Genomic DNA, 18,710 nt, shown 5'->3' with positions numbered 1-18,710 from the left:
TGTATCGACCGTCGCTGAGCACGCTTTAGACGGCTTACCACCACCATCTTCGTACTTCTAACGACCACGCTCGATGGGGAAATGCTCCCAGAATCGTTCGAAGCAGGCTCCGTCATCGCACCGCGTAGTGATCCCATCTGGGAACATTAGGGGCCAGAATCAAGGCTAATGTGCCTTTTCGGGAACATAGCAGGGTGGCCTGGCTGCTTGGCCCTTCGGGCACGGCTGTGGTGAACCAAACCCGGCTGCGCCGGTTTTGGCCCTCCGGGCGTGCATCCTCAAGTCTTTGGCCCATCTTGGGCCGGCGCGCTCCGCTTGCGATTTGCCCACAAACCTCAGGGTAGCAAGCTTAAAGAACGGCTGTGGCGCAAGGGCGGAGACAGCACTCGAAACCTACGAAAAAATTAAATCGGATTCCTTGAGCGAAAGCGAATGGCGGTTCGGACGACACTGGCGTCGCAATTCCAACCAACCGAAACGCTGAGGTAATTCATGATCAAGAAAACCCTTTCCTTTGCCTGGACAGCAGGTAGCGACTCCTACCATCTCCAGCAAGCGCGCCAGAACCACTCGGAGCCCGAGTACCTGAACGCCCTTGCTCAGGCGATCCAGGAAGTGAAGCCGGACACCTGCTTCCGTGATGCCATGCGCCAAGCCATCACGGTGGATGAGTACACTGTGGGCGTGCTCGGCGGCCAGGAGCTGGGCAAGCGCACTCGGGCGATCCTCGAAGCGCAACCTGAAGCGATTCCTGCCGTTTAACAAAATCCGGTGAAGACAAATGCATGACAAGGGAACCCAGAAGCTCGCTGATGGAGAGCTGGCTCGAAAGAGCCGCGCTATCCAGAGCCTCAAAGAAATCCTTGGCCTTGATGAGGGCGCCTACCAGGCGCACCTCGACAGCCTGAATGAAGCTGAGCGAGCGACCTACGAAACTGAGCTCAAAGCGTATATCGAGACATGCACGATCATGTCCGGTGAATACCTGCAGTGGTCGAGCCAACTGCTACTAGCGGCCCCGGAAGGCGTAGAGTCAGAACGCAGCTACCAATCGAGCCTCCTAGCACCAATGGGCGCCATCCTGCTCAACGTGCTGCAGAAGAACCCTGACAAGTCGGTGCCACAGTACCTCCGTGGCGCTGCTGGCAAAATCGAGAGGCTGGTAAAGGCCAAACAACGCTTCCTCTCAGAGCTTCACAAGCTTCTGCGTGATGACGAAAAGAAGGATTACGGCGACTTACTGGAGCTTTGCGAGCCCTTCCTCTGCGCAATGCCAGATCTCAAGCTCTATGAGACGTTCTACAGGTTGAACCTTGCCTGGGACACTCGAGCCAAGACGCTTGTGAAACCACAGGTTGGCGTACCCGAACATGAAATCGATGCTGCTATTGCCAAGGCCTACCGACGCACAACCGAGATCTGCAGTGGCTTGTTACAGCCGATGCTCAATGCTGCGGCCACTCCGGCAACAAACTCGCTTGCCGCAAGGCTGATGCTGGCAAGCATGGTGAATCGCTCCCATTGGGAGCTCCTTGAATACGAACGTTTGGAGCAGGTAGCGACCCAAAGCCTGTCCAGTTTAGTCCAAGGGCTCCAGCAGAAGGGAAACCGGCTCACACCGGCCCACCTCACAAAAAATGCCTTCAAAGATTGGCTGATTAAGCAGTTCTCCCAAACCGACTTCCCTGGCGAAGATAAGTGGCGCCCGCTGAAGCCTCATCACCTGGAGCGGTTCTATACCCAGGCAACGTGGGTTCTCCAGTGGGAAAAGCTAAATTTCGTGAAGCACGAGGAAACGAAAGAGGAACTGCTCAACATGTGCGTCCTCCACCTTGCCTGGAGCTACTGCACTGATGAAAAGCATGACCTCAGGGTGCCAGACGTAAAAGACTTCGATCTCGTAAACGGTCGCGACATTGAGACCGGTGAGCAGGTGCCGTTTACTCGGATCATCTACCAACAGCGACAACTGAATACGATGCTCAAGAGCTACCAGCATTTCGAACTCGACGTGCACAAGCTGGAAACTTATACAAAGTGCAACAGCGATGGCCGGCGTCAGAAAATGCACTACCTCCGCTCGAACCTGCACAACGTGTCCTTAGCTCAGTGGAAACGCCTTAAGCAGGGCGTATGGGAACTGCTGCCTCTCTACAGCTGAATACCGACGAATCGAGATCACGCCCCGGCGAGAGGCTATGCCCAATCGCCAGCGGACTAATACATCAGGGCCAAAAGCATGTACCAGAAAGACCACTCCCCTCACGAAACTCCCAGCGAAACGCTTGATGAAAACGGCAATCGCGTCAGAAACCCGAACAGAATCACGGTCAATCAGCACGTAATTCCCCAAGCCCACCTGAAAGAATGGCTGGGAGATGAGAACCTCCTCACCATCCACAAAAAGGGGGGTGGCGACCCCATAGCACGCTCACCCAAGAGCGCCTTTGTAGTTGCTAGGCTATGGGATCAGCCTGCTGAGCAGGGAATGATCAAGTCGACCGAAGACAACTACCTAAAGCAGATAGATGGTTTCCGTAGGAGCGGGAGCATCGAGAGATCCCCCATCGTCACCGAGTATTTCGTCATGTTGGCAGCACGGGCTTACTGCGTAGCCAAAGAAAGGCCGCTCTACGACTCGATCATGGAGCCGCCGCCATGCATACCCTCGCAAGCACAGCTTGAAAAAGATGAGGTTGAGCAGGTAAATGATACCGTCCGAATCTTCAACGGAACTGGTGACCCACATGCTACAGCCCGCATGGTTGTGGGTATGGCGCTCACACAGTTCTTCATCAGGGGGCGCGAGCTGCTGAAGGACACTGTATGGGTGCCCTTTACGACGACGGAGGAGAAATTCATTCTTCCCGACTCAAACGTTGCACTTTACGTGCAAGGTTTCCCAGCACTGCCCGTGAGCCCGGAGCTCGTGCTGCTTGACGAGAGGCTACTTGCCAAACTCCAAAAGGCCGGCAAGCTCACGCCGGAGTACCTCAACGAGCGCTTTTTGGAGTCGTCGGTTCGCTACTACGTTTCCCCCAAGTGAATCCTGCAGGCCCTCCGCGCTTCTCTCGCAGCCAGAACAATTACACTCTGGCTGCTCGCTCCATCTCCTGCCTACTTCTAGCTTGTCGTACTACTCCTTAAAATCTCCACGCGACGTTCATTCCCTGAGCATGAGCCGCTGAGCTACCATCGAGATACACCTGATCAGCCAGGCTCCAGGGAGGGAATACATGCCGAGCGTATGGTCGAAGTTGCCAGAGATCATTGGCGCCTGGCTTGGCCTGGCAATAGGCCTATTCCTGGCGCCGCTCTTCCTCATCCTCTTCTTCTTGTTCGGCTGGATCATGTGGGACTGGGCTTCGCCGGCAGCGATCTACTCGTTCATCTACGACAAGACCTTCATGACCGTCGTTGGGGTAGCCCTGCTGCTGCTCCTGATCTGGACGGAGGGGTTCAAGGCATCGCTGGACGAGGCACCGGCCTTGGCCAAATTCCAATACGATACGCCGAACCCCAATTGGCTGTGGCGCTACTACCTTCGCCGGAACAAGGATCTCATCGAGGCCTACTGGCGCGTCTACAACTTCGAGGTGAAGGAAGACTCGCTCGCGGTGTACCTGCAGCAGTACATGCCCGAGGTTTATCGGCGCCACACACAGGCGATGTCCTTTTTCCCTGAGTGGTTGAGGCTTCAGCATGTCAGCGGTCATTACCGGAGCGGTCACGTTCGATACACGCGTAACGGGCCGGTGAATGTGAGGTCGCACTACGTGAGCGACCACTCGAGATCAAGACGTCGCTGAACGGGCGCATGAACAGGAAAATGTCGAGATGCAGGTGCTTAGCGTGACGCAGGCGAGAAGGCGCTTCAGGCGGCTCATGAAGCTCCTGCAGCAGGGGCACTCGTTCGTGATCACCAAGAACGGTAAGCCGGCCTGCAAGCTTGTGCCGCCTGAGGTTCCGTGACAAGCGCACGGTGTGCGGAAAAACCCGCAAAAAATCCAAAAAGACGGGGAGAATTCCTCGCTGTAAACCCGGCGTGGCGAGGGCTCCAGGGATTTCTTGAATCCGCAAACCTGCTGGCTCGCCCCTGCGGGGACAGCTGTCGTGAACCAAACCCCGGCTGCGCCCGGTTTTGGCCCTGCGGGCGTCCATCTTCGAGCCTCTGGCCCACTGGGCCGGCGCGCTCCGCTTGCAAATTTGACGACAACCGCAAATCACCACTGCCCGGTGATCACAGCCGCTCGCTTCCCCTGAGCCAATGGGAGCGATAATCAGCCCAAAACAAAGAAAGCCCTTGATAGGGCTTTCCCGGCAGCTCCGCCACCGATGATCAGGCGGCGCGCCAATGATCGGGCTTACCGATATCGGTATGGCGCACCCTGGCTACGTTGGGGCTATGGCCAAGCTCCCGCGCCTTATCAATGGCTTCTTTCTGGGTTTTAAAAGTGGTTTCCACCAACTTCTTACCACCGGCCAACTTCAAGTGATACCCCGTGATAGGGTCACCTTCTGGACGGCCTGTCGGCTGCGGTTCAACATAAACGTTAGGCATGGTTCGATCTCATATTTGCCAAAATTGGCTATCCGAATATCCGACAGGAGCACCTTACTTACAACTAGGCATTATCCCAACCTACGTACTATTGACAACAGCCTGGCGCAACCGCTTGAGTTGAGCGGCAAGCTGAAAGCACTCATTCAGATTTATTCTAGCCGACAGGACAGCCAGTCGTTCTTGATCACTAAAACAGTAGACCAACCTGCAAGTTAGTGCCACCTAGTGTTCCGTCTCAGATAAAACGTTCTCTTTTATCGTGCCCGTCATCGCCTCTTTGGCGCGATGAATCTTGCGCAAAATGTCCTCACCTTTTGCGCTCCAGACGTATCGGCAGGGTTGAGCGTTGTGCAGCGCTAAAAACGTCGTGATTGAGGTGGCCAGTTCGCGTGTGGAGCTGAAGCTGCCGTCACGTAAGTAAACGGTGATGTCCCGGAAGAAGCGCTCAACCATGTTCATCCAGGAGCTTGAGGTCGGGGTGAAATGCATGTGGAATCGTGGGTGCCGCTTGAGCCAGTCCTTGACCACCGGGTGCTTGTGCGTGGCGTAGTTATCCACGATCAAATGCAGTTGCAGCGTTTTCGGAGTTTCCCGATTGACCTTTTTCAGGAAAGCCAGCCACTCCTGATGTCGGTGCTGTGTTTCGATGCTGCTGATCAGCCGGCCTTGCAAATAGTCCATGGCGGCGAATAGCGTGAGGGTGCCGTGACGGACATAGTCGTGGGTTTGCGTGCGGATATGGCCAATGCCCAGTGGTAGACCGGGCTGCGTGCGTTGCAGGGCTTGAACCTGGCTCTTTTCATCGCAACATAGCACCAGCGCTTTTTCAGGAGGCGCCAGATATAGCCCGATGACGTCCCAGAATTTCTCTTCGAAGTCAGGATCATTGGACAGCTTGAAGGTGCGGGTCAGGTGCGGCTTGATGTCGTTGGCCGCCCAGATTCGCTGAACGCTGGCCGGAGAAATACCCGCGACACGGGCCATGCTGCGACAGCTCCAACGGGGCTGACCAATACGAGGTTGGGTCACTTGCTCAAGGGTTCGCTTCAAGGCTTCGGCAGGTAATGATGGCTTGCGACCTCGTCCCGGCAGATCCACCAATCCTTCCAGGCGTAGTGCCTGGAAACGCTTGCACCAGCGAGTGACGGAAACAAGTGAGAGCCCCGTCAGCTCGGCGATTTCTTTACGTGAATGACCTTGGACTGCCAACAGAATCACGCGTGCTCGACGACCGTCGCGTTGGCTAATGGTGGCCGAGCGAACTCGCCGATTTAACTCGACCTGCTCATCATCACTGAGCACGATGTCTTGAGAATTCATAGTTCACCCCACACCCCGGCTGACTATGGAAGCGTAGCTCAAATGGAATATTTATTTTTGAGACAGAACACTAGCCTCCGGCCATGCTTAGGCCTTTCCCTTATTTCTCTTTTTCGACTCTTTGTCCTTCGCATCTTTAGCGACAACTTCCTTTGCCTTTGTGACATCCTTGTTCAAGCTTGGGAGCGCTTCAATCTTCTCCAGGAAACCCGGAAATTTAGTTCTAGTAGAATGATTACTAGGAAAACCCAAGAACGACTCTCGGGCTAACCGGTAGCGTTCATGCATCCAGATATATTTAGCCAATACTCCGGGAGCCTCATGCTTCAAGCCACTGCTTATCAGGCCAGCTATTGTAGCAAGATACTGAGGGTAGAAATCGAACTCACCCGCAACCCTTTCTGCTACTGACTCGCATGAAAAATAGTCGAAGTACCAGATCCCATCAGTCGTCTTGCACGAGAATTTGCTTAATCGTCTCCACCGCCTCTTCATCTGAGTGTTCCAATAGCTCGTTGAAAACCTCAGGATCGAGAATCACCCGTGGGCTCTTTGCGACCACTGACTCTAGATGATATGCACGGTTCATGGCTGGCCCTAGGATCGCTTTATCAGAGTGATATAGCTTCCCAAAGGTGAGCCCCCCACGTAACAGGTAGCCCCGGCCAATTATCCTAATCACAATCAGACTGAGCTTATTCACGATATCGAACAAAGCAGCCCAACTCTTAATTTTATAAGAAATTACAAGACAATCAGAGAACTGAGAAACGTGAAAGTCAGACTTATTTCCGATTTTCGCTGTGCTTGCTGCATCTTCTAGAGCAGCGACCAGCTTGTTCAGCGCCTCATTATCTATCGCTGTTTCTTCAACGATATCCTTGAAACCCAGGAAATCAATGAACAGAGCCAGACGTTCTTCGTACTCAACAGCGCTAGCCATACACCCCCCGATAAACCTTGCAGCTTTCATTCATTTAGCTATCCGCTTTAACGGCGAGTAGAACTTGCTTGTGAAACAATACCATTTTCACGAACGGGTTAAAGACTGGACAACCTGAAAATGACCATGGTAGGTTTGCCGCCCCCTGATCTCCCCCCTGGATCAAACGGTCGGCTCGTGAAGGCTTAGCCACAGGGCGCTCTAACCTCTTCTCTCGCACGCATCTCATCGAGTCAGCGGGCAGCCGGCACCCTGACGACCGGAGATTTGCATGCGCATTCCTGTCCACCCCGACGACCTCACCAGCAACCGTGGCTTCAAGAGCATGGCCAAGCAGCTACGCAAAATCTTGCATGGGCCAACGAGAATCCAGCTCGCGTTTGCTCAAGACGTTCTCGCGAAAGGCTTCGGTTATGAGAATTACCACGACCTGGAGAAAACGGCGCAAGCAGCCACACCGGCTGTGACGGCCATGGAGCACAGTACCGCGAGGCAAGTAATTCTCTCCGGCCTCCAAGCTGCCCTTGCCCATGGCGATGTGAGCACCAGCGAAGAGGAGTTGCAGGGCCTGATACGTTCGCTCCCCCTCAACTCGCTGACTGCGTTTCGCCGCACGCCCGCGCGTCCATCATCGGCGAGACAAGGACTCACCAAAGCCAGCGTCGAGGCGATTGGACGAGTAGCCAACGCCTCTGGCAGCCTGCGAGACAAAGCCTTGTTCGCCTGTATGCAAGCAGGTGTTCGACCTGTGGAATATTGTTCGGCGATTTACCTCAACCGCATCGGGGTGTACCAGAGGGCCAAGGCAGAGTTCGGGCACACACCACTCCCTAATAGCTGCCAGGGTGCGATCAAGAAGTACGCCCGGGTGACAAAGCTTTCGAAGGGTGATTTTCTTTTCCCATCCGCCGAGGATTCGAGGCGCCCGATGTCCGCTCATGAACTGAACAAGCTGCTGCGCACCTGGGCTCGGAGCGCTGACATTGAAGACGGGGTTGTGACTGCTCACGGCATTCGGACAGCCACTGTGGCTTACGAAGTGGACATGCTGGCTCGCATCCGTGAATTGACAGGCCACTTCCCAATCCGCGCTACGCTCAACTACATCGACCGATCCCTGTTGCCGCTGCAGCGCGACTAAGGCTCGACCATCGTCCTGCGCGGATTAGTTGATCAGTGCAAGGCCTCATCACGTGTGCCGGCCTTGTGCAATTGGTAGTCGATAACGGTTTGGTACAGATGCTCCGCCTCGGATGCGAAGCCGCTCCACCACATCGGCTGGTTGCCCCTCGTCCACAGCCTGCTGATGGTCACGGATCGCTTGGAGGGCTTGCCGTAGTAGCGGCTCTCCTGCGTCGGCCATTCCCAGAATCGTCCTCTTCACTTCGAGCACCTATCCTGCCGACTGGAACGGTGTGCGTTCAGGTGCTCAAGCTCTCTCTGCCAGGCCAGAACAAATTTCTCGAAGTCGAGGAAGTACGCCCCCGCAGTCAGGCGAGTGGATCCCACACTCGCTGCCCTAAAGCGCTGACGCCATGGCTCTGGAATACTGTCATCAACGACTAGGTGAATACCGTTGTGGTACTGAGTTGTAACGGCTGCCATGAGCTCATGGCTCGAAAGTTCACGACCCGTCACCAAGCCCTCGAGAGCCTGATCAACCTCATCGAGCTCCACCAACACCTTCACAGCGGCGGGGTCGCCAGGCTTCAACTCGGCAAGGGCCCACAAGGCTCTGCGCTTCGCAACTTCGAGTTTGCGCAGTTGGTCGTCGGTCATCACGCAGCACCTCGGTTTGTAACCAGCATCACCTCATATGCCCATTTCATCATTGATGCGGTCTCCCTTCATCCTGTGAGTGAGCTGGTTCATCGGCAGTCGAGCCATGAGGCCATCGGCCAAATCACTGGCGTGTCGTGAGTACAGCGTGACAGTGCCAGGTACTGCATCACGTAGCGGTACGAATGCTCCGACTCTGCCTTGGGCAATTTTCAGTATATTCAACACCTGGTGGCCCAACGTAACCGTGGACAGATGATCAACCGTGGCATGCTCCGGGTAATCAAAAGTGCCCCACAGCTCCACGACGATCTCGAGCAGTAACTCAGGGCCAAAGTGTTCCAGGGCAATCTCCCAAAGCAGGCGCTCCTGCGCGAGGGATAGGCGTTTGCTAGGCATAGAGGATATTCGACTGTGAGACTCTTTCTGGACTGCGAATTCACCGGACTCAGCCAGCAGGCCAGGCTCATCTCCCTGGCGTTAGTCGCCGAGGATGGCCGGGAGTTCTACGTGGAAGTGGTCGACGCATGGCGAGAAGAGGACTGCAGTGATTTCGTGAAGGAGATCGTACTGCCGCAACTCTGGGGAGGTGAGTACGCCATGCCGATCCTCGAGGCAAGGTCGGCGCTCCTCCGGTTCTTGGCTACCTACGACGAAGAGCTCGAGATTGCCACTGACGCACCTGCCTACGACTGGGAGCTGTTCTGCGAGCTCGCCTATGACAATGGGAAATGGCCCCAGAACGTCAGAAATTTCCCCACCGATGCCACGACCCTAACTGCGACGAACGATGGGGAGGAATTGCCTCACCATGCCCTGCTGGACGCCAGGATCATCGCAAGCATGTTCACAGCTAGAGCGTAACCATCTCCCGCTCGATGGATGGCCTGAGGTGCTCAGGCATGTTGTTACGGACGTGGAAGTCGACCGGTACGCCCAGCATGGCCTGAAGCTCGTCTTCGAGCTCGGCGATGTCGAACAAGGAAATTTTGCCAGCCATTGCTGGAGGAATAGTGGCGAGCAGATCGAGATCACTCCCTTCGTGATCATCGCCTCGAGCGGCAGAGCCGAAGAGTTTGGGCTCAATAAAGCCATAGGCCTCGATTAGGTGCCGGATGTCCCCTTCCTTGCCTCGTATCGCGTCAGTGGGCCTCATACCTTTTTCCTTGAGCCACAGGCGCTCATCGATGCCCCCGGCGAATCAGCATTTTGGGGCCCGCCTTTCCGGAGCTCAAGCGGCTCGTTAGACTCGGTATAGCGATGCGAGGTGTTCAAAACTGCTTTGGTAGAGCCCCATCCGTAGGGCCATGAACCGTTAAGTAGTGGCCCCACCCCAGGCCCAATTCTCGCCCACGACAATGAAGATTTCGGAGGTGAACCCCCGGTTGGCGAACGCCTTTTGAACAGAGCTGCAAACCGAATCGCGCACGGCACCTGCTCCCGATCCGTTGAAGAAGCCCATCGTCGAAGTCGTTGGAATCACCACGTTTTGGCCAGCATCTGCTTTAACAACCTTGGCTAGGCCAATCGCATTCAAATCCTCATACGCCTTCTCATAATCTCTCGAGGACGCATTCTTCAGATCAAACGTGCAGTAAACGAGATAGCTCATGGAATTTTCTCCCCGGTGAGCTCGGCGGTCGTAGGTGGGCCCGCCATGAAGCGGGCAGCACCTGGTTTGGTCTTCAGCTAGGCCACGACTACTGCGTATGGCACACGGAAGAACAGGTTTTGCAGCCGTTGGACTGGGGGTATGTGTTGCGAGCCTGGCGCACAGCGGTCAAACACGTTGTGTGGTAACCGAGGTCGAGGCGGTTGTGAGGAGCAGGCAGGTACACGCAAGAACTGGTATGCACCTCATGGTCGCCATTGGCCTGCTTGTTCCGGTTCACGAAATACTGGGCCATGTCAGTTGCCTCGCTCTTTGTTCGATTGAGAAAGCACCGACCCCGCAAGGGCTTTGGTGGTGGCGTTGTACTTGTCGCTTTCCAGAACCCGGCTGGCTTTGGTCTCCATTTCGGCACTCGTTTGCTTACCAGTGGATGCCTGCGACATAGCCGAGCCGGCCAGCTCCTTCTGGATCGCAGACGAACTGCCGCTGCGAAGGACTTCGGAAGCCAGAGTGGCTACAGTGGAGGAGGTTTGCTTCGTATTTTTCGGCACGATGAAGTGCTCCTGTATTGATATTGGATCAGATAGGCAGGAGCAACCCTTGAGCGGAAAACCGGGCTGGATGGTTGACAGCCAGACTCGGTTTTTCTCTAATGCGCGTCCCACCAATGTCCGCATTGGCTCAGGGAAGGCGGTTATGCGTGCTCGGCGACCAAACTTTGCACGCATACCCGCTGCCTTTCTGAATCCGCAGCGTGCCCGCCAAAAACACAAGATGTGGGGTTTCTGGCGGAACGAGATACAAGATAATGGGGTCATTTTGGCAATGCAAGGTATCCCCCTTGTGGATAACTTGTGCGCAAATTGTTAGTTGGATCCAAAAATCGTGCTGTATGGATGCACAGCCCTTCAAACATGCGGGTTTCAGCCTCGCCGGGCTGTAACATTTGGCAATACTTTCCCGTTTTGTCCCCTACCAGAGCTCCGCGATATGGCGAACTTTCGCAACCGTGTCGGCCCTGAGCCTGCAGTTCGACATCTACATCCGCATGTTTGTGAAGCCAAATGACTACTGGCCAAGAGAGTGCCTCGTCCTGGCTCGAATTGGCATCACAAAGGAACGTGCAGGCCATGGGTGAGCGCTGGTGCAGCCTGGTGGAGCTGGCTCCCCAATTAGGCTATCGATACCTGGCCATCGAGTCTGCTAATGCCCACGCATCAACGTTCGCCGAAAGGCTGGGATTCAGCCCACGCGACAATGGCCGGCACTGGATCGGTGCGGTCGACGACGTGCAGAAAGTCTTGAATAACTGATAGGTAGGACGTGGTCGGCCAGAGCTCAATGGCCTTTCTCTGCCGGCCCGCCAAGGGCTCAAAGCTGATAATCAGTGACGGCTTGAAAACGATGCTCAGCCATTAACCGCAGACGCTCCAGCTCAATCCCCACGACTCCATCAGCCTGGGCCTGATGGTAAACCTTCAGCGCTTCCACAGCCTCGGTGTACAAGGGGTGGTCGGGCATAAGCACCTTGCTCAGATCTCTTTTCACGATCTCTCCCTTTCGCCGTGGCAATCCCACTCGCTGCCATGCCAGCATTGCGCAATCCAAGCAACGTGAGCCTGGGAAGGATAGTCGATGAAGAACGTCAGGTTGATACGCCATGGTGAGAGCGCCGCCAACGCTGGCGAGCCTACCAGGGATCACGCAAGCATTCCTTTGACGGCAAAAGGCCTGGAGCAGGCCCGAATCGTCGCTCACTCTCATACGAGCGCTCCTGGTCTAATCATTGCCTCGCCGTTCCTGCGCGCCCAAGCGACCGCGCTGGCCACCACGGCCCTCTATCCAGGCGCCGCTTTCGAAACTTGGCCTATTCACGAGTTTACCTACCTGGCGCCGGCACGTTGCGTAGATACTACGGTTTCACAGCGGCGGAGCTGGGTCGATGCTTACTGGCAGAGATCAGATTCTGCCTTTTCGGACGGTGAAGGCGCAGAGTCGTTCCGCGATCTCGTGGCCAGGGCGATGGAATTCCTCGAGCGGCTGGAGAAGCAATCGGCGAATGCAATTTTGGTGTTTACGCATGGGCAGTTCATGAACACCGTGCGCTGGCTACTCGAGAGAAGGCCCCAGGAGATCAACAGTGACGCGATGCTGGATTGGCGCCAGTATGAGATCGCGAACCATGTTCCGAACTGTCAAGGGTTCAAGCTCAGCAGGGATGTGAACGAAAAACTTTGGGCCCTCGTTCGTTGAGCATCCTGGGCCGCCTTCAGGATTTTGATGATGGGAAACCACCAAAATCCAGGCACAAAAAAACCGCCTTTAAGGGGCGATTCAAACTTCTTCGGCCCTCGGAGGAAAAATTGCGTCTTGCAGGAGATCAGCTCATCTCAGACACAGCTCTGAAAGTCCATTGTGGGTTTTGAGCATTTTGCAAAATCATGCAAACCCTGCCCGATGACACAGCTTGGAGGCTGTGAAAATTGCACTCGCAACTGGTCGTGACAGCACGATCAGCAGTTCACACAGCAAGCGAGGCCATGATGGCGATACAACCGAAAAAAAATCTCGATTTACCCTGGTCGGAAAAAATTCTGCCGTTAAACCGATTGTTGTCCCCGAAAAAAAAGGAGGTGGGCAACTGATGGGTAAGAACGTATTGAAGAGCGCCCTGATTGATATCGTCGTAGGCGTGGTAATCGGGCACATCCTGGCATTGAGCACAGGCTATGGTGACATGCCACCCACACATCATGAGGCTCAGCCGAAACTGATGTATGTGGAACGCCAGGCGCCGGCATCTGACGGCGACCTAGCCATGGTGGCACGACGTTGGTAGCCCTTGACCGGATCCTTGGAGTGATTTCAGACTCAGGCCAACTCTCGATAGTGATGGGCAAGCATGCTTCGACTGGTTGGCAATATTGAGGACATCGCCTCTGCAATCGATGATTTCAGACCGTCCTACCACCTGGACTTCAGCAATGTGCAGGTGATCGCTGAGCGATACCTTCAGGCTGAGCCAACCTCTGAGCATGTCGCATTGCTCGCTCAGGCACTCTGCACGGCTCTTCGTAACTGGGGAGCTTGCAGGCGTAGGAGCCCGAGACTTCGACCTTCTGCGCAGATTGAGAGCTTCCTGAGGAATAAGCAGGTACATAAGAGCTTGGTTAAGCTCAGTCAGCACAGCCTCGAATCGTTCAGCCTGAGTCGAGGGGGTGACCGAGTTTTTAACCCAGGCGCTTCTTTCAGCGATGCCAGAAAGTTCGACATCGAGATCCTGAACACACTCGCTTGTTTGGCATCCGGGCTTTTTATCAACAACACCAGCGTCACCTATCCCATGAAAGCGCTGCTGCTGATCACGGGGCTGATGCCTGCACTGGATAGCCAGGTAAGGAAAGGGTTGAGGCTCGCGGGAAAAGTGGGTTTCACAGGCCAGCAGCTACTGCCCAAGAGCACGTATCAGGCCGGGGGGCGCCGAATCTGTCACCTGCCATTTGAGCTTGGTCAATGCTGGGAACTGAACCGCGTAACGCTGAGAGAGGGAGTCAGAAACAGCCTCCACCCTGAGCTCGAGTCAGCACTTGGCAGAGTCTTCGATATCCTGCTTTTCATGCAGGCTCAGACTAAACGAAGATTGATTTTGAAGGCTGATAGGTAATGGTAGGAGCTACTGCGATAGAGCCATCAGATCGAGTCATAAAATCTGTCTGATGACCAAATAGAAAAAACCGCCGTATAGGCGGTTTTCAGGGTCTTGCTCGGGGTCTCCGACTCTCCACGGAGGGGTTTAAGGTGCCGTTAAAGAGGTCTTTTCCTCAGAGAGGCTTTGGTGTCGGACACGTACACGATGAGGCTACCTATCGTGAACTCATCGCGTCAAGGCTCAATACTTACTGACGCCAGGACTCGACGGTTTCAGCGCCGTGCTCAGCTTTCCACGCCTTCAGAACTGCGTGATTCCCACCCTTGGTCTGAACCAGCTCGCCGTTGTGCGGGTTTTTATAGACCTTCAACTCACGAGGCTTACGGCTGCCTTTCTCTTGTGCGCCTGGGGCCGCAACACGAGTCATTGCCTTGGGATCGAGGATGCTGATCACGTCGCGCAAGCTGTAGCCATACTCACCGAGCAGGGCACGCAGCTTCTCTTCGAACTCCATCTCAGCCTTGATGGCCGAGTCACCTTTCATGGCTTCGAGTTCTGCCAATTGCTGAGCGAGTTGCTGCTCTAGACGACGGAATTCAGCGAGGCGGGACATTGTTAGCTTCCTAATTGGTTGGACGTCAAAGAGTATATGCTGAGACCCGCGACCGCCACCCCAGGCTTGAAGATAACTCGGCCTAGAACAGGTCTGTCACCTCGACAAATACCAGGCCAGTCTCAGCAGCAGCTCTAACTTTGCGGTCGATAACGTCAGCAAATGGGATCTGCTTATCGAGAGCGTCGCGGATATCCTTGCCGGAAATGCATACCAGGCTCTTCCCACGACCGAAGGCTTGCAACCCAACATCGGTGAAGCCGTAATAGCTGATAAACACCCCTCGTGTCCAAGTTGCCTTTTCGCTGATCTTGCCCTGAAGGATATGAAGTTCACCAGCTCCAACTCGACTGGTTACCCACTTCGCCTCGACGAGGTAGATATCACCGCGACAGAGGAAGCTCCCGTCAATCTGCTCACCTGTATTCCGGAATGGTGCGCGAGGCTGCAAATTGGAGGCCTCAAACAGCTGCTGTAGGAATGTTTCGAATGCATACCCACGTACCTGGGGGGCAAGCTTATGGATACTCAGCAAGTCCTGTTTCAGCTTGGTCGCTTGATCGATGCTCACTTTGCGTACTGCGGCAAATGGATCGCCCGCAACGCCATTACCGGAGGTGCCTGACTCTAGGTCTTGGATGAGGGTCAAAAAACGCCCCTCGGCATTTGCTATGGGATCATCTCGACCTTCGTGCAACAGGAGAGCCTGTCGATGCGCCCACATCGCTTTCAATGCTCGAACACACGTCGGTGTATCTGCAAGCGCAAGGAAACTACGGAAACGCTTTGCCTTAGACGTGCCGTCCGCTGTGAAAAGTGGATCGTCTATATCGATCTCCAGCTCACCGAGGAAAAACCGGCTGAACGTAGCGTTCGAAAAATCCAAAACGTACCCCCCTTCCATTTCGAAGAGGAGATCCAGAAGCTTCATATCAAACGGTTTTATCTTCGGCATGCCCAGCGTCCTTGATCAAGCACAGCGAATCGAGCATACGACATCGCTGTGAAAGACCCAACGGGCTACCGAGCTCAAAGCCCACCATCCGGAACGTTAGTACGCCTGGGCTTCGGCTAAGAAGTCAGAGAAGAATTGCTGCTATGTGCGGAGCAGAGCGTACTGACCCAGGTCGTACCCACCTGCCTTCCAGGAGAGCCACAGTAGGAGCAAGTCTTCAGCGATAGCTCGGTGGCAACATCCACCGCTCCTCGGCAGTAGGCATCCCCGCCATCGTAGAAGAAGTGCAGCTCGCCGAACTTTGATTTGATCTGCGCGACGGTCACCGGGACAACCTCTGGATGCCGAGCTAGGTGATCCCGCAGCGTATCGCACAGTGCGAGGAGGAGGTTTTTCCAGCCAGGCCCGCAGTAGATCACATCGACGCCAGGATCAGAAAACAGCTGCGGATAGCGCTGACGGAACTCTCCAATGTCGATCTCGGGTAGGGCTTCAGGCGGCGTCTTCATAGTGCTTAAGGTTCACTGTAGGGGTAGAGGCTCGGCCATGTGATTTGCGATCAAACCGCAAGCGGAGCGCGCCGGCCCACGACGGGCCATAGGCGTGAGGATGGAAGCCCGCAGGGCCAGGCCGCACGAACGTGTGGCCTGGTTCACGACAGCCGTCCGCGAATGCGGCACGCCCGACAGTTAGCGGTGCAGTTTGCTGAAGCGCTCTACCAGCGTGGCGGGTGCAATCGACTGCCAGGTATCGAGGACTGAAGTTTTATGGAAGAGGTAGATACCGCACCCGACAAAGAACCCTCCAGTCAGAATTCCTATGACCGAGGCTCCCGAATTTACAAAAGCCCACTGTTGTGACATCGAGCGGCTGCCGCCGATCAAAAAGTCTGCCCCGAAGACCAACGCAATCCAGCTTGCAACAAATGCCACCGCAGCCCAAATCGCCGCGATCACCCAGAAGTGAAGCTGCACCTTGTAGCGCATGCTCGGCACACGCAGGAGCCTTCCGCTCGCGGTCTTGGCTGCAAGGACAATTGCCGTGTTCTTCACTTTGTTTTTTGAGTTCTGCACGAGAGCATAGAACTCAACATGAGACCCTTGCTCCAGGTCTTCATAGATCTGGATTGGGATCTTGCAGTTAGGGATTAACACCCCGTCGATTTTCATGATGACTTGCACGAAACCCGAGAGATGCTCGAAAACTCGTATGTCCTCTAGGCAGCCAGCAAATTTCAGGTATTCAAACTTTATAAACACTTACAGCTCCTTGCTCGGGCCCAAATTTCAGGCAGGGGGAGGCCTTGGGCACACCTTGGCGTGCTCAGCCTCGATCTAAATCAGTGCAGTTGAGTATTGGGGAAGCGGTCACCCACCAAGCGGCAAAAATCCCTCAGGCTGCGGCGCCCACCATCACGGCGAAAGGTAGCCACGACGTACTTGGAGTTCATGGTCGTGATCACCCAGAACTTACCTTCTTTCTTGATAGCCACGATGTCGGAGGTTTGGATCAAGTGCCCATCGGCGAATCGGCCATCAGGCCCTTGCCGCACATGCCCGAAGACGACGCCAACGGCACTGAGTCGATGAATGTGGACATTCACCAGAAACGCAGTGATGTCGTCCTCGTACACTTGGCCTACAGCTCGAGCAATACGCAACAGGTCGAAGTCCGAGTAGCGCTTCACATAGTAGTCCACCTTCACCGTGTTGACCTCTGACATCCCTAAGCCCTCCGAGGCTCCGCTGCAGCACCGGCCTGAGCCATACCGCGTCGATAGAGCTCTTTGACCCCGTTTAGCGAGTCGACACCGAGACCCTGCTCATGCGTATCGATGTACACAGCACCACCCTCTACTTCCAGAACGCAGACGGCCACACCAGCCTGGTTGTGTCCCATCGAGAGCGACGTGAGCTTCTCCATCTTCCAACAGCCATCCTTGTTCATCCAGGATGGGGTGACGGATTGGACTTCCTGCACCACCAGGCTCTCGTCTTGCGCTACCAGCAGCTCGACGAGGCGCATCTCATCGTTGAGCATCTCTTCATAGGCAACGAACCGATCCTCATGCCGGCGCTTGAGGCTGACGTGATACCAGTGAGTGGCCAGAGATCGTGTGACGGCATGGAAATGAGCCAGACCGTCTCCAAACATGCCTACCGGGCCGGCTTGATCTTGCGTGCTAATGCGGAACATCGTGAATCTCATCAGGGCAAGCCCGCCAGGCGGAACCTGCGATTAACATAAAGCGAAAATTGCCTTCAGCGTCGCAGTGATCTCGCGTCCTTGCCCCATGAGCACGTAGACCGTGTTGCACAACGTCGAGCGCACCCAGCCTCCTGGCGGAAATCGACCCTGCTCGTCATAGATGACGCAGTGGGCGTACATGAAGATCGGCTCAAGGCCTAAAGATCGCACCCTGGCCAACGACTCAGGTGGCTCGTCCACGTGGAAGAGGATCCAGTCCTCAACCAGGCAGTAGGCCTTCCTGGGAAACCGCTCAGCGACCATCGCCTCGATCTCTGCCCTCGGCAACAACGTGCCGGCAGACGAGACCTCACCTTCCGGGAGCTCTTCACGCTCCGGGGAATTACCCATCAATTGAGGCTCCTCAGGGCTGCCCAAAAATATCCACAGGCACCCACGCACGGGCGCTCTGCACCCTGGGCCAGGGACCAAATTCCCATTCCCATGACTATATACATTTGAATGGGAACGATCAAACCCGGCATACCGTCTCCTTTTAGGGGAGGGCTGCCTGGATGTCCTTGCGGAAGGCATACGCAGCAACGTTGCAGTGGCTTAGAATTCGGAGGGGCTTATCGCAGTCCGACCTTCAAAAACAGGCTGACCAGGCCCACATCAGCCGCCTGGAGGCATCGACGACCTCGGCCACGGTCGACCTCACCTCCGATCTAGCAGATGCCCTAGGGGTCACGCCGCTGTCGTTCTTTACGCTGCTCGCCGCAGCGAATGAAGGTAAAACGCCGCGCGCGGCCTTGATCGAGACCCTCGCCGAGTTGCAGATCCAGGGTCTCCTGGATGAGAAGCTTCCCGCCGAGCCGCAGAAGCTCCCTCCCCCGCGCCAGGCAGCTGCGGCTGAGAAGATCAGGGCGATACGAGAGTTGAAGGAAGCCGGCCTCAGTCAGGCCGAGGTCTGCAAGAAACTGGGGCTGCCAAGTAGCACGGTTGGGCGCATGTGGCATAGCGGCGAGTAGCTAAACAGGCTTCCCCCCGATGCCACACTATCCCCGCCATACGATGTAGCGACGGAT

General features: G+C 55.5%; 28 protein-coding genes. 12 read left to right on the top strand and 16 right to left on the bottom strand.

Features of this window, described 5'->3' with window-relative positions:
* The first annotated feature begins 492 nt into the window (after positions 1-492).
* The 5 genes from ACVWZT_RS10210 to ACVWZT_RS10190 all read left to right on the top strand — a co-directional run bounded on the left by ACVWZT_RS10210 (position 493) and on the right by ACVWZT_RS10190 (position 3,972).
* A complete protein-coding gene (locus ACVWZT_RS10210) occupies positions 493-762 on the top strand; it encodes a hypothetical protein (RefSeq protein WP_457469185.1) in 270 nt (89 codons plus the stop codon).
* A 19-nt stretch (positions 763-781) separates the two neighbouring features.
* A complete protein-coding gene (locus ACVWZT_RS10205; protein ID WP_457469183.1) occupies positions 782-2,161 on the top strand; it encodes a hypothetical protein in 1,380 nt (459 codons plus the stop codon).
* 78 nt (positions 2,162-2,239) lie between these two features.
* A complete protein-coding gene (locus tag ACVWZT_RS10200; RefSeq protein WP_457469181.1) occupies positions 2,240-3,046 on the top strand; it encodes a hypothetical protein in 807 nt (268 codons plus the stop codon).
* Positions 3,047-3,236: 190 nt separating this feature from the next.
* Positions 3,237-3,809 (top strand): hypothetical protein, encoded by a 573-nt coding sequence (locus ACVWZT_RS10195; RefSeq protein WP_457469180.1) that lies wholly within the window; start codon positions 3,237-3,239, stop codon positions 3,807-3,809.
* Positions 3,810-3,837: 28 nt separating this feature from the next.
* Positions 3,838-3,972 carry a type II toxin-antitoxin system Phd/YefM family antitoxin gene (locus ACVWZT_RS10190; protein ID WP_457469179.1) on the top strand — a complete coding sequence of 45 codons (135 nt, stop codon included), beginning with the start codon at positions 3,838-3,840 and terminating at the stop codon, positions 3,970-3,972.
* Between the two features lie 367 nt (positions 3,973-4,339).
* Here ACVWZT_RS10190 and ACVWZT_RS10185 read toward each other — a convergent pair whose 3' ends face one another.
* From ACVWZT_RS10185 to ACVWZT_RS10175, 3 genes are all read right to left on the bottom strand, one after another.
* Complete coding sequence (locus ACVWZT_RS10185; protein ID WP_457469178.1) at positions 4,340-4,561, bottom strand: DUF2188 domain-containing protein; 222 nt, start codon at positions 4,559-4,561, stop codon at positions 4,340-4,342.
* Positions 4,562-4,786: 225 nt separating this feature from the next.
* Positions 4,787-5,884 (bottom strand): IS630 family transposase, encoded by a 1,098-nt coding sequence (locus tag ACVWZT_RS10180; RefSeq protein ID WP_457469177.1) that lies wholly within the window; start codon positions 5,882-5,884, stop codon positions 4,787-4,789.
* 445 nt (positions 5,885-6,329) lie between these two features.
* A complete protein-coding gene (locus ACVWZT_RS10175) occupies positions 6,330-6,857 on the bottom strand; it encodes a hypothetical protein (protein WP_457469175.1) in 528 nt (175 codons plus the stop codon).
* A 241-nt stretch (positions 6,858-7,098) separates the two neighbouring features.
* On the opposite strand from ACVWZT_RS10175, the gene ACVWZT_RS10170 reads away from it, so the two are divergent.
* Complete coding sequence (locus ACVWZT_RS10170; RefSeq protein ID WP_457469173.1) at positions 7,099-7,968, top strand: tyrosine-type recombinase/integrase; 870 nt, start codon at positions 7,099-7,101, stop codon at positions 7,966-7,968.
* Positions 7,969-8,207: 239 nt separating this feature from the next.
* Here ACVWZT_RS10170 and ACVWZT_RS10165 read toward each other — a convergent pair whose 3' ends face one another.
* Entirely contained in the window at positions 8,208-8,606 is a 399-nt protein-coding gene (locus ACVWZT_RS10165) for a hypothetical protein (RefSeq protein ID WP_457469172.1), read from the bottom strand.
* Between the two features lie 33 nt (positions 8,607-8,639).
* The gene (locus tag ACVWZT_RS10160; RefSeq protein ID WP_457469170.1) at positions 8,640-9,005 is read right to left on the bottom strand and encodes a hypothetical protein; all 366 of its coding nucleotides are present in this window, start codon (positions 9,003-9,005) and stop codon (positions 8,640-8,642) included.
* A 15-nt stretch (positions 9,006-9,020) separates the two neighbouring features.
* On the opposite strand from ACVWZT_RS10160, the gene ACVWZT_RS10155 reads away from it, so the two are divergent.
* Positions 9,021-9,470, top strand: coding sequence for a hypothetical protein (locus ACVWZT_RS10155; protein ID WP_457469168.1), 450 nt, complete (start codon positions 9,021-9,023; stop codon positions 9,468-9,470).
* Here ACVWZT_RS10155 and ACVWZT_RS10150 read toward each other — a convergent pair.
* From ACVWZT_RS10150 to ACVWZT_RS10140, 3 genes are all read right to left on the bottom strand, one after another.
* Positions 9,460-9,762 carry a nucleotidyltransferase family protein gene (locus ACVWZT_RS10150; protein WP_457469166.1) on the bottom strand — a complete coding sequence of 101 codons (303 nt, stop codon included), beginning with the start codon at positions 9,760-9,762 and terminating at the stop codon, positions 9,460-9,462. The two genes, ACVWZT_RS10155 and ACVWZT_RS10150, sit on opposite strands and share 11 nt — an antisense overlap.
* A gap of 159 nt (positions 9,763-9,921) precedes the next feature.
* Entirely contained in the window at positions 9,922-10,218 is a 297-nt protein-coding gene (locus tag ACVWZT_RS10145) for a hypothetical protein (RefSeq protein ID WP_319903169.1), read from the bottom strand.
* 296 nt (positions 10,219-10,514) lie between these two features.
* A complete protein-coding gene (locus tag ACVWZT_RS10140; protein WP_023128610.1) occupies positions 10,515-10,769 on the bottom strand; it encodes a hypothetical protein in 255 nt (84 codons plus the stop codon).
* 579 nt (positions 10,770-11,348) lie between these two features.
* On the opposite strand from ACVWZT_RS10140, the gene ACVWZT_RS10135 reads away from it, so the two are divergent.
* Entirely contained in the window at positions 11,349-11,531 is a 183-nt protein-coding gene (locus tag ACVWZT_RS10135; RefSeq protein WP_025752867.1) for a hypothetical protein, read from the top strand.
* A gap of 58 nt (positions 11,532-11,589) precedes the next feature.
* Here ACVWZT_RS10135 and ACVWZT_RS10130 read toward each other — a convergent pair whose 3' ends face one another.
* A complete protein-coding gene (locus ACVWZT_RS10130; RefSeq protein ID WP_457469163.1) occupies positions 11,590-11,814 on the bottom strand; it encodes a hypothetical protein in 225 nt (74 codons plus the stop codon).
* Between the two features lie 39 nt (positions 11,815-11,853).
* On the opposite strand from ACVWZT_RS10130, the gene ACVWZT_RS10125 reads away from it, so the two are divergent.
* The 3 genes from ACVWZT_RS10125 to ACVWZT_RS10115 all read left to right on the top strand — a co-directional run bounded on the left by ACVWZT_RS10125 (position 11,854) and on the right by ACVWZT_RS10115 (position 13,882).
* Positions 11,854-12,471 (top strand): histidine phosphatase family protein, encoded by a 618-nt coding sequence (locus tag ACVWZT_RS10125; protein ID WP_457469162.1) that lies wholly within the window; start codon positions 11,854-11,856, stop codon positions 12,469-12,471.
* Between the two features lie 223 nt (positions 12,472-12,694).
* Positions 12,695-13,057, top strand: coding sequence for a hypothetical protein (locus ACVWZT_RS10120; protein WP_457469161.1), 363 nt, complete (start codon positions 12,695-12,697; stop codon positions 13,055-13,057).
* Between the two features lie 63 nt (positions 13,058-13,120).
* Positions 13,121-13,882 (top strand): hypothetical protein, encoded by a 762-nt coding sequence (locus tag ACVWZT_RS10115; RefSeq protein ID WP_457469159.1) that lies wholly within the window; start codon positions 13,121-13,123, stop codon positions 13,880-13,882.
* Positions 13,883-14,114: 232 nt separating this feature from the next.
* On the opposite strand, the gene ACVWZT_RS10110 is transcribed toward ACVWZT_RS10115, so the two are convergent.
* The 7 genes from ACVWZT_RS10110 to ACVWZT_RS10080 all read right to left on the bottom strand — a co-directional run bounded on the left by ACVWZT_RS10110 (position 14,115) and on the right by ACVWZT_RS10080 (position 18,033).
* On the bottom strand, positions 14,115-14,480 hold the full coding sequence (locus ACVWZT_RS10110) for a histone-like nucleoid-structuring protein, MvaT/MvaU family (protein WP_371041559.1): 366 nt from the start codon (positions 14,478-14,480) through the stop codon (positions 14,115-14,117).
* 82 nt (positions 14,481-14,562) lie between these two features.
* On the bottom strand, positions 14,563-15,435 hold the full coding sequence (locus tag ACVWZT_RS10105) for a restriction endonuclease (RefSeq protein WP_457469157.1): 873 nt from the start codon (positions 15,433-15,435) through the stop codon (positions 14,563-14,565).
* A 116-nt stretch (positions 15,436-15,551) separates the two neighbouring features.
* Entirely contained in the window at positions 15,552-15,944 is a 393-nt protein-coding gene (locus ACVWZT_RS10100) for a hypothetical protein (protein WP_457469155.1), read from the bottom strand.
* A 180-nt stretch (positions 15,945-16,124) separates the two neighbouring features.
* The gene (locus ACVWZT_RS10095; protein ID WP_457469154.1) at positions 16,125-16,694 is read right to left on the bottom strand and encodes a hypothetical protein; all 570 of its coding nucleotides are present in this window, start codon (positions 16,692-16,694) and stop codon (positions 16,125-16,127) included.
* A gap of 80 nt (positions 16,695-16,774) precedes the next feature.
* On the bottom strand, positions 16,775-17,158 hold the full coding sequence (locus tag ACVWZT_RS10090) for a hypothetical protein (RefSeq protein WP_457469153.1): 384 nt from the start codon (positions 17,156-17,158) through the stop codon (positions 16,775-16,777).
* A 2-nt stretch (positions 17,159-17,160) separates the two neighbouring features.
* Positions 17,161-17,631 carry a hypothetical protein gene (locus tag ACVWZT_RS10085; protein ID WP_457469152.1) on the bottom strand — a complete coding sequence of 157 codons (471 nt, stop codon included), beginning with the start codon at positions 17,629-17,631 and terminating at the stop codon, positions 17,161-17,163.
* A gap of 42 nt (positions 17,632-17,673) precedes the next feature.
* Complete coding sequence (locus ACVWZT_RS10080) at positions 17,674-18,033, bottom strand: DUF6957 family protein (RefSeq protein ID WP_457469150.1); 360 nt, start codon at positions 18,031-18,033, stop codon at positions 17,674-17,676.
* Positions 18,034-18,197: 164 nt separating this feature from the next.
* Here ACVWZT_RS10080 and ACVWZT_RS10075 point away from each other — a divergent pair, with 164 nt between their 5' ends.
* Positions 18,198-18,653 (top strand): helix-turn-helix domain-containing protein, encoded by a 456-nt coding sequence (locus ACVWZT_RS10075; protein WP_457469148.1) that lies wholly within the window; start codon positions 18,198-18,200, stop codon positions 18,651-18,653.
* Positions 18,654-18,710: the final 57 nt, after the last annotated feature.

Source organism: Pseudomonas sp. TE21394, from assembly GCF_054057835.1.
This window is presented reverse-complemented; position numbering and strand designations above follow the sequence as displayed.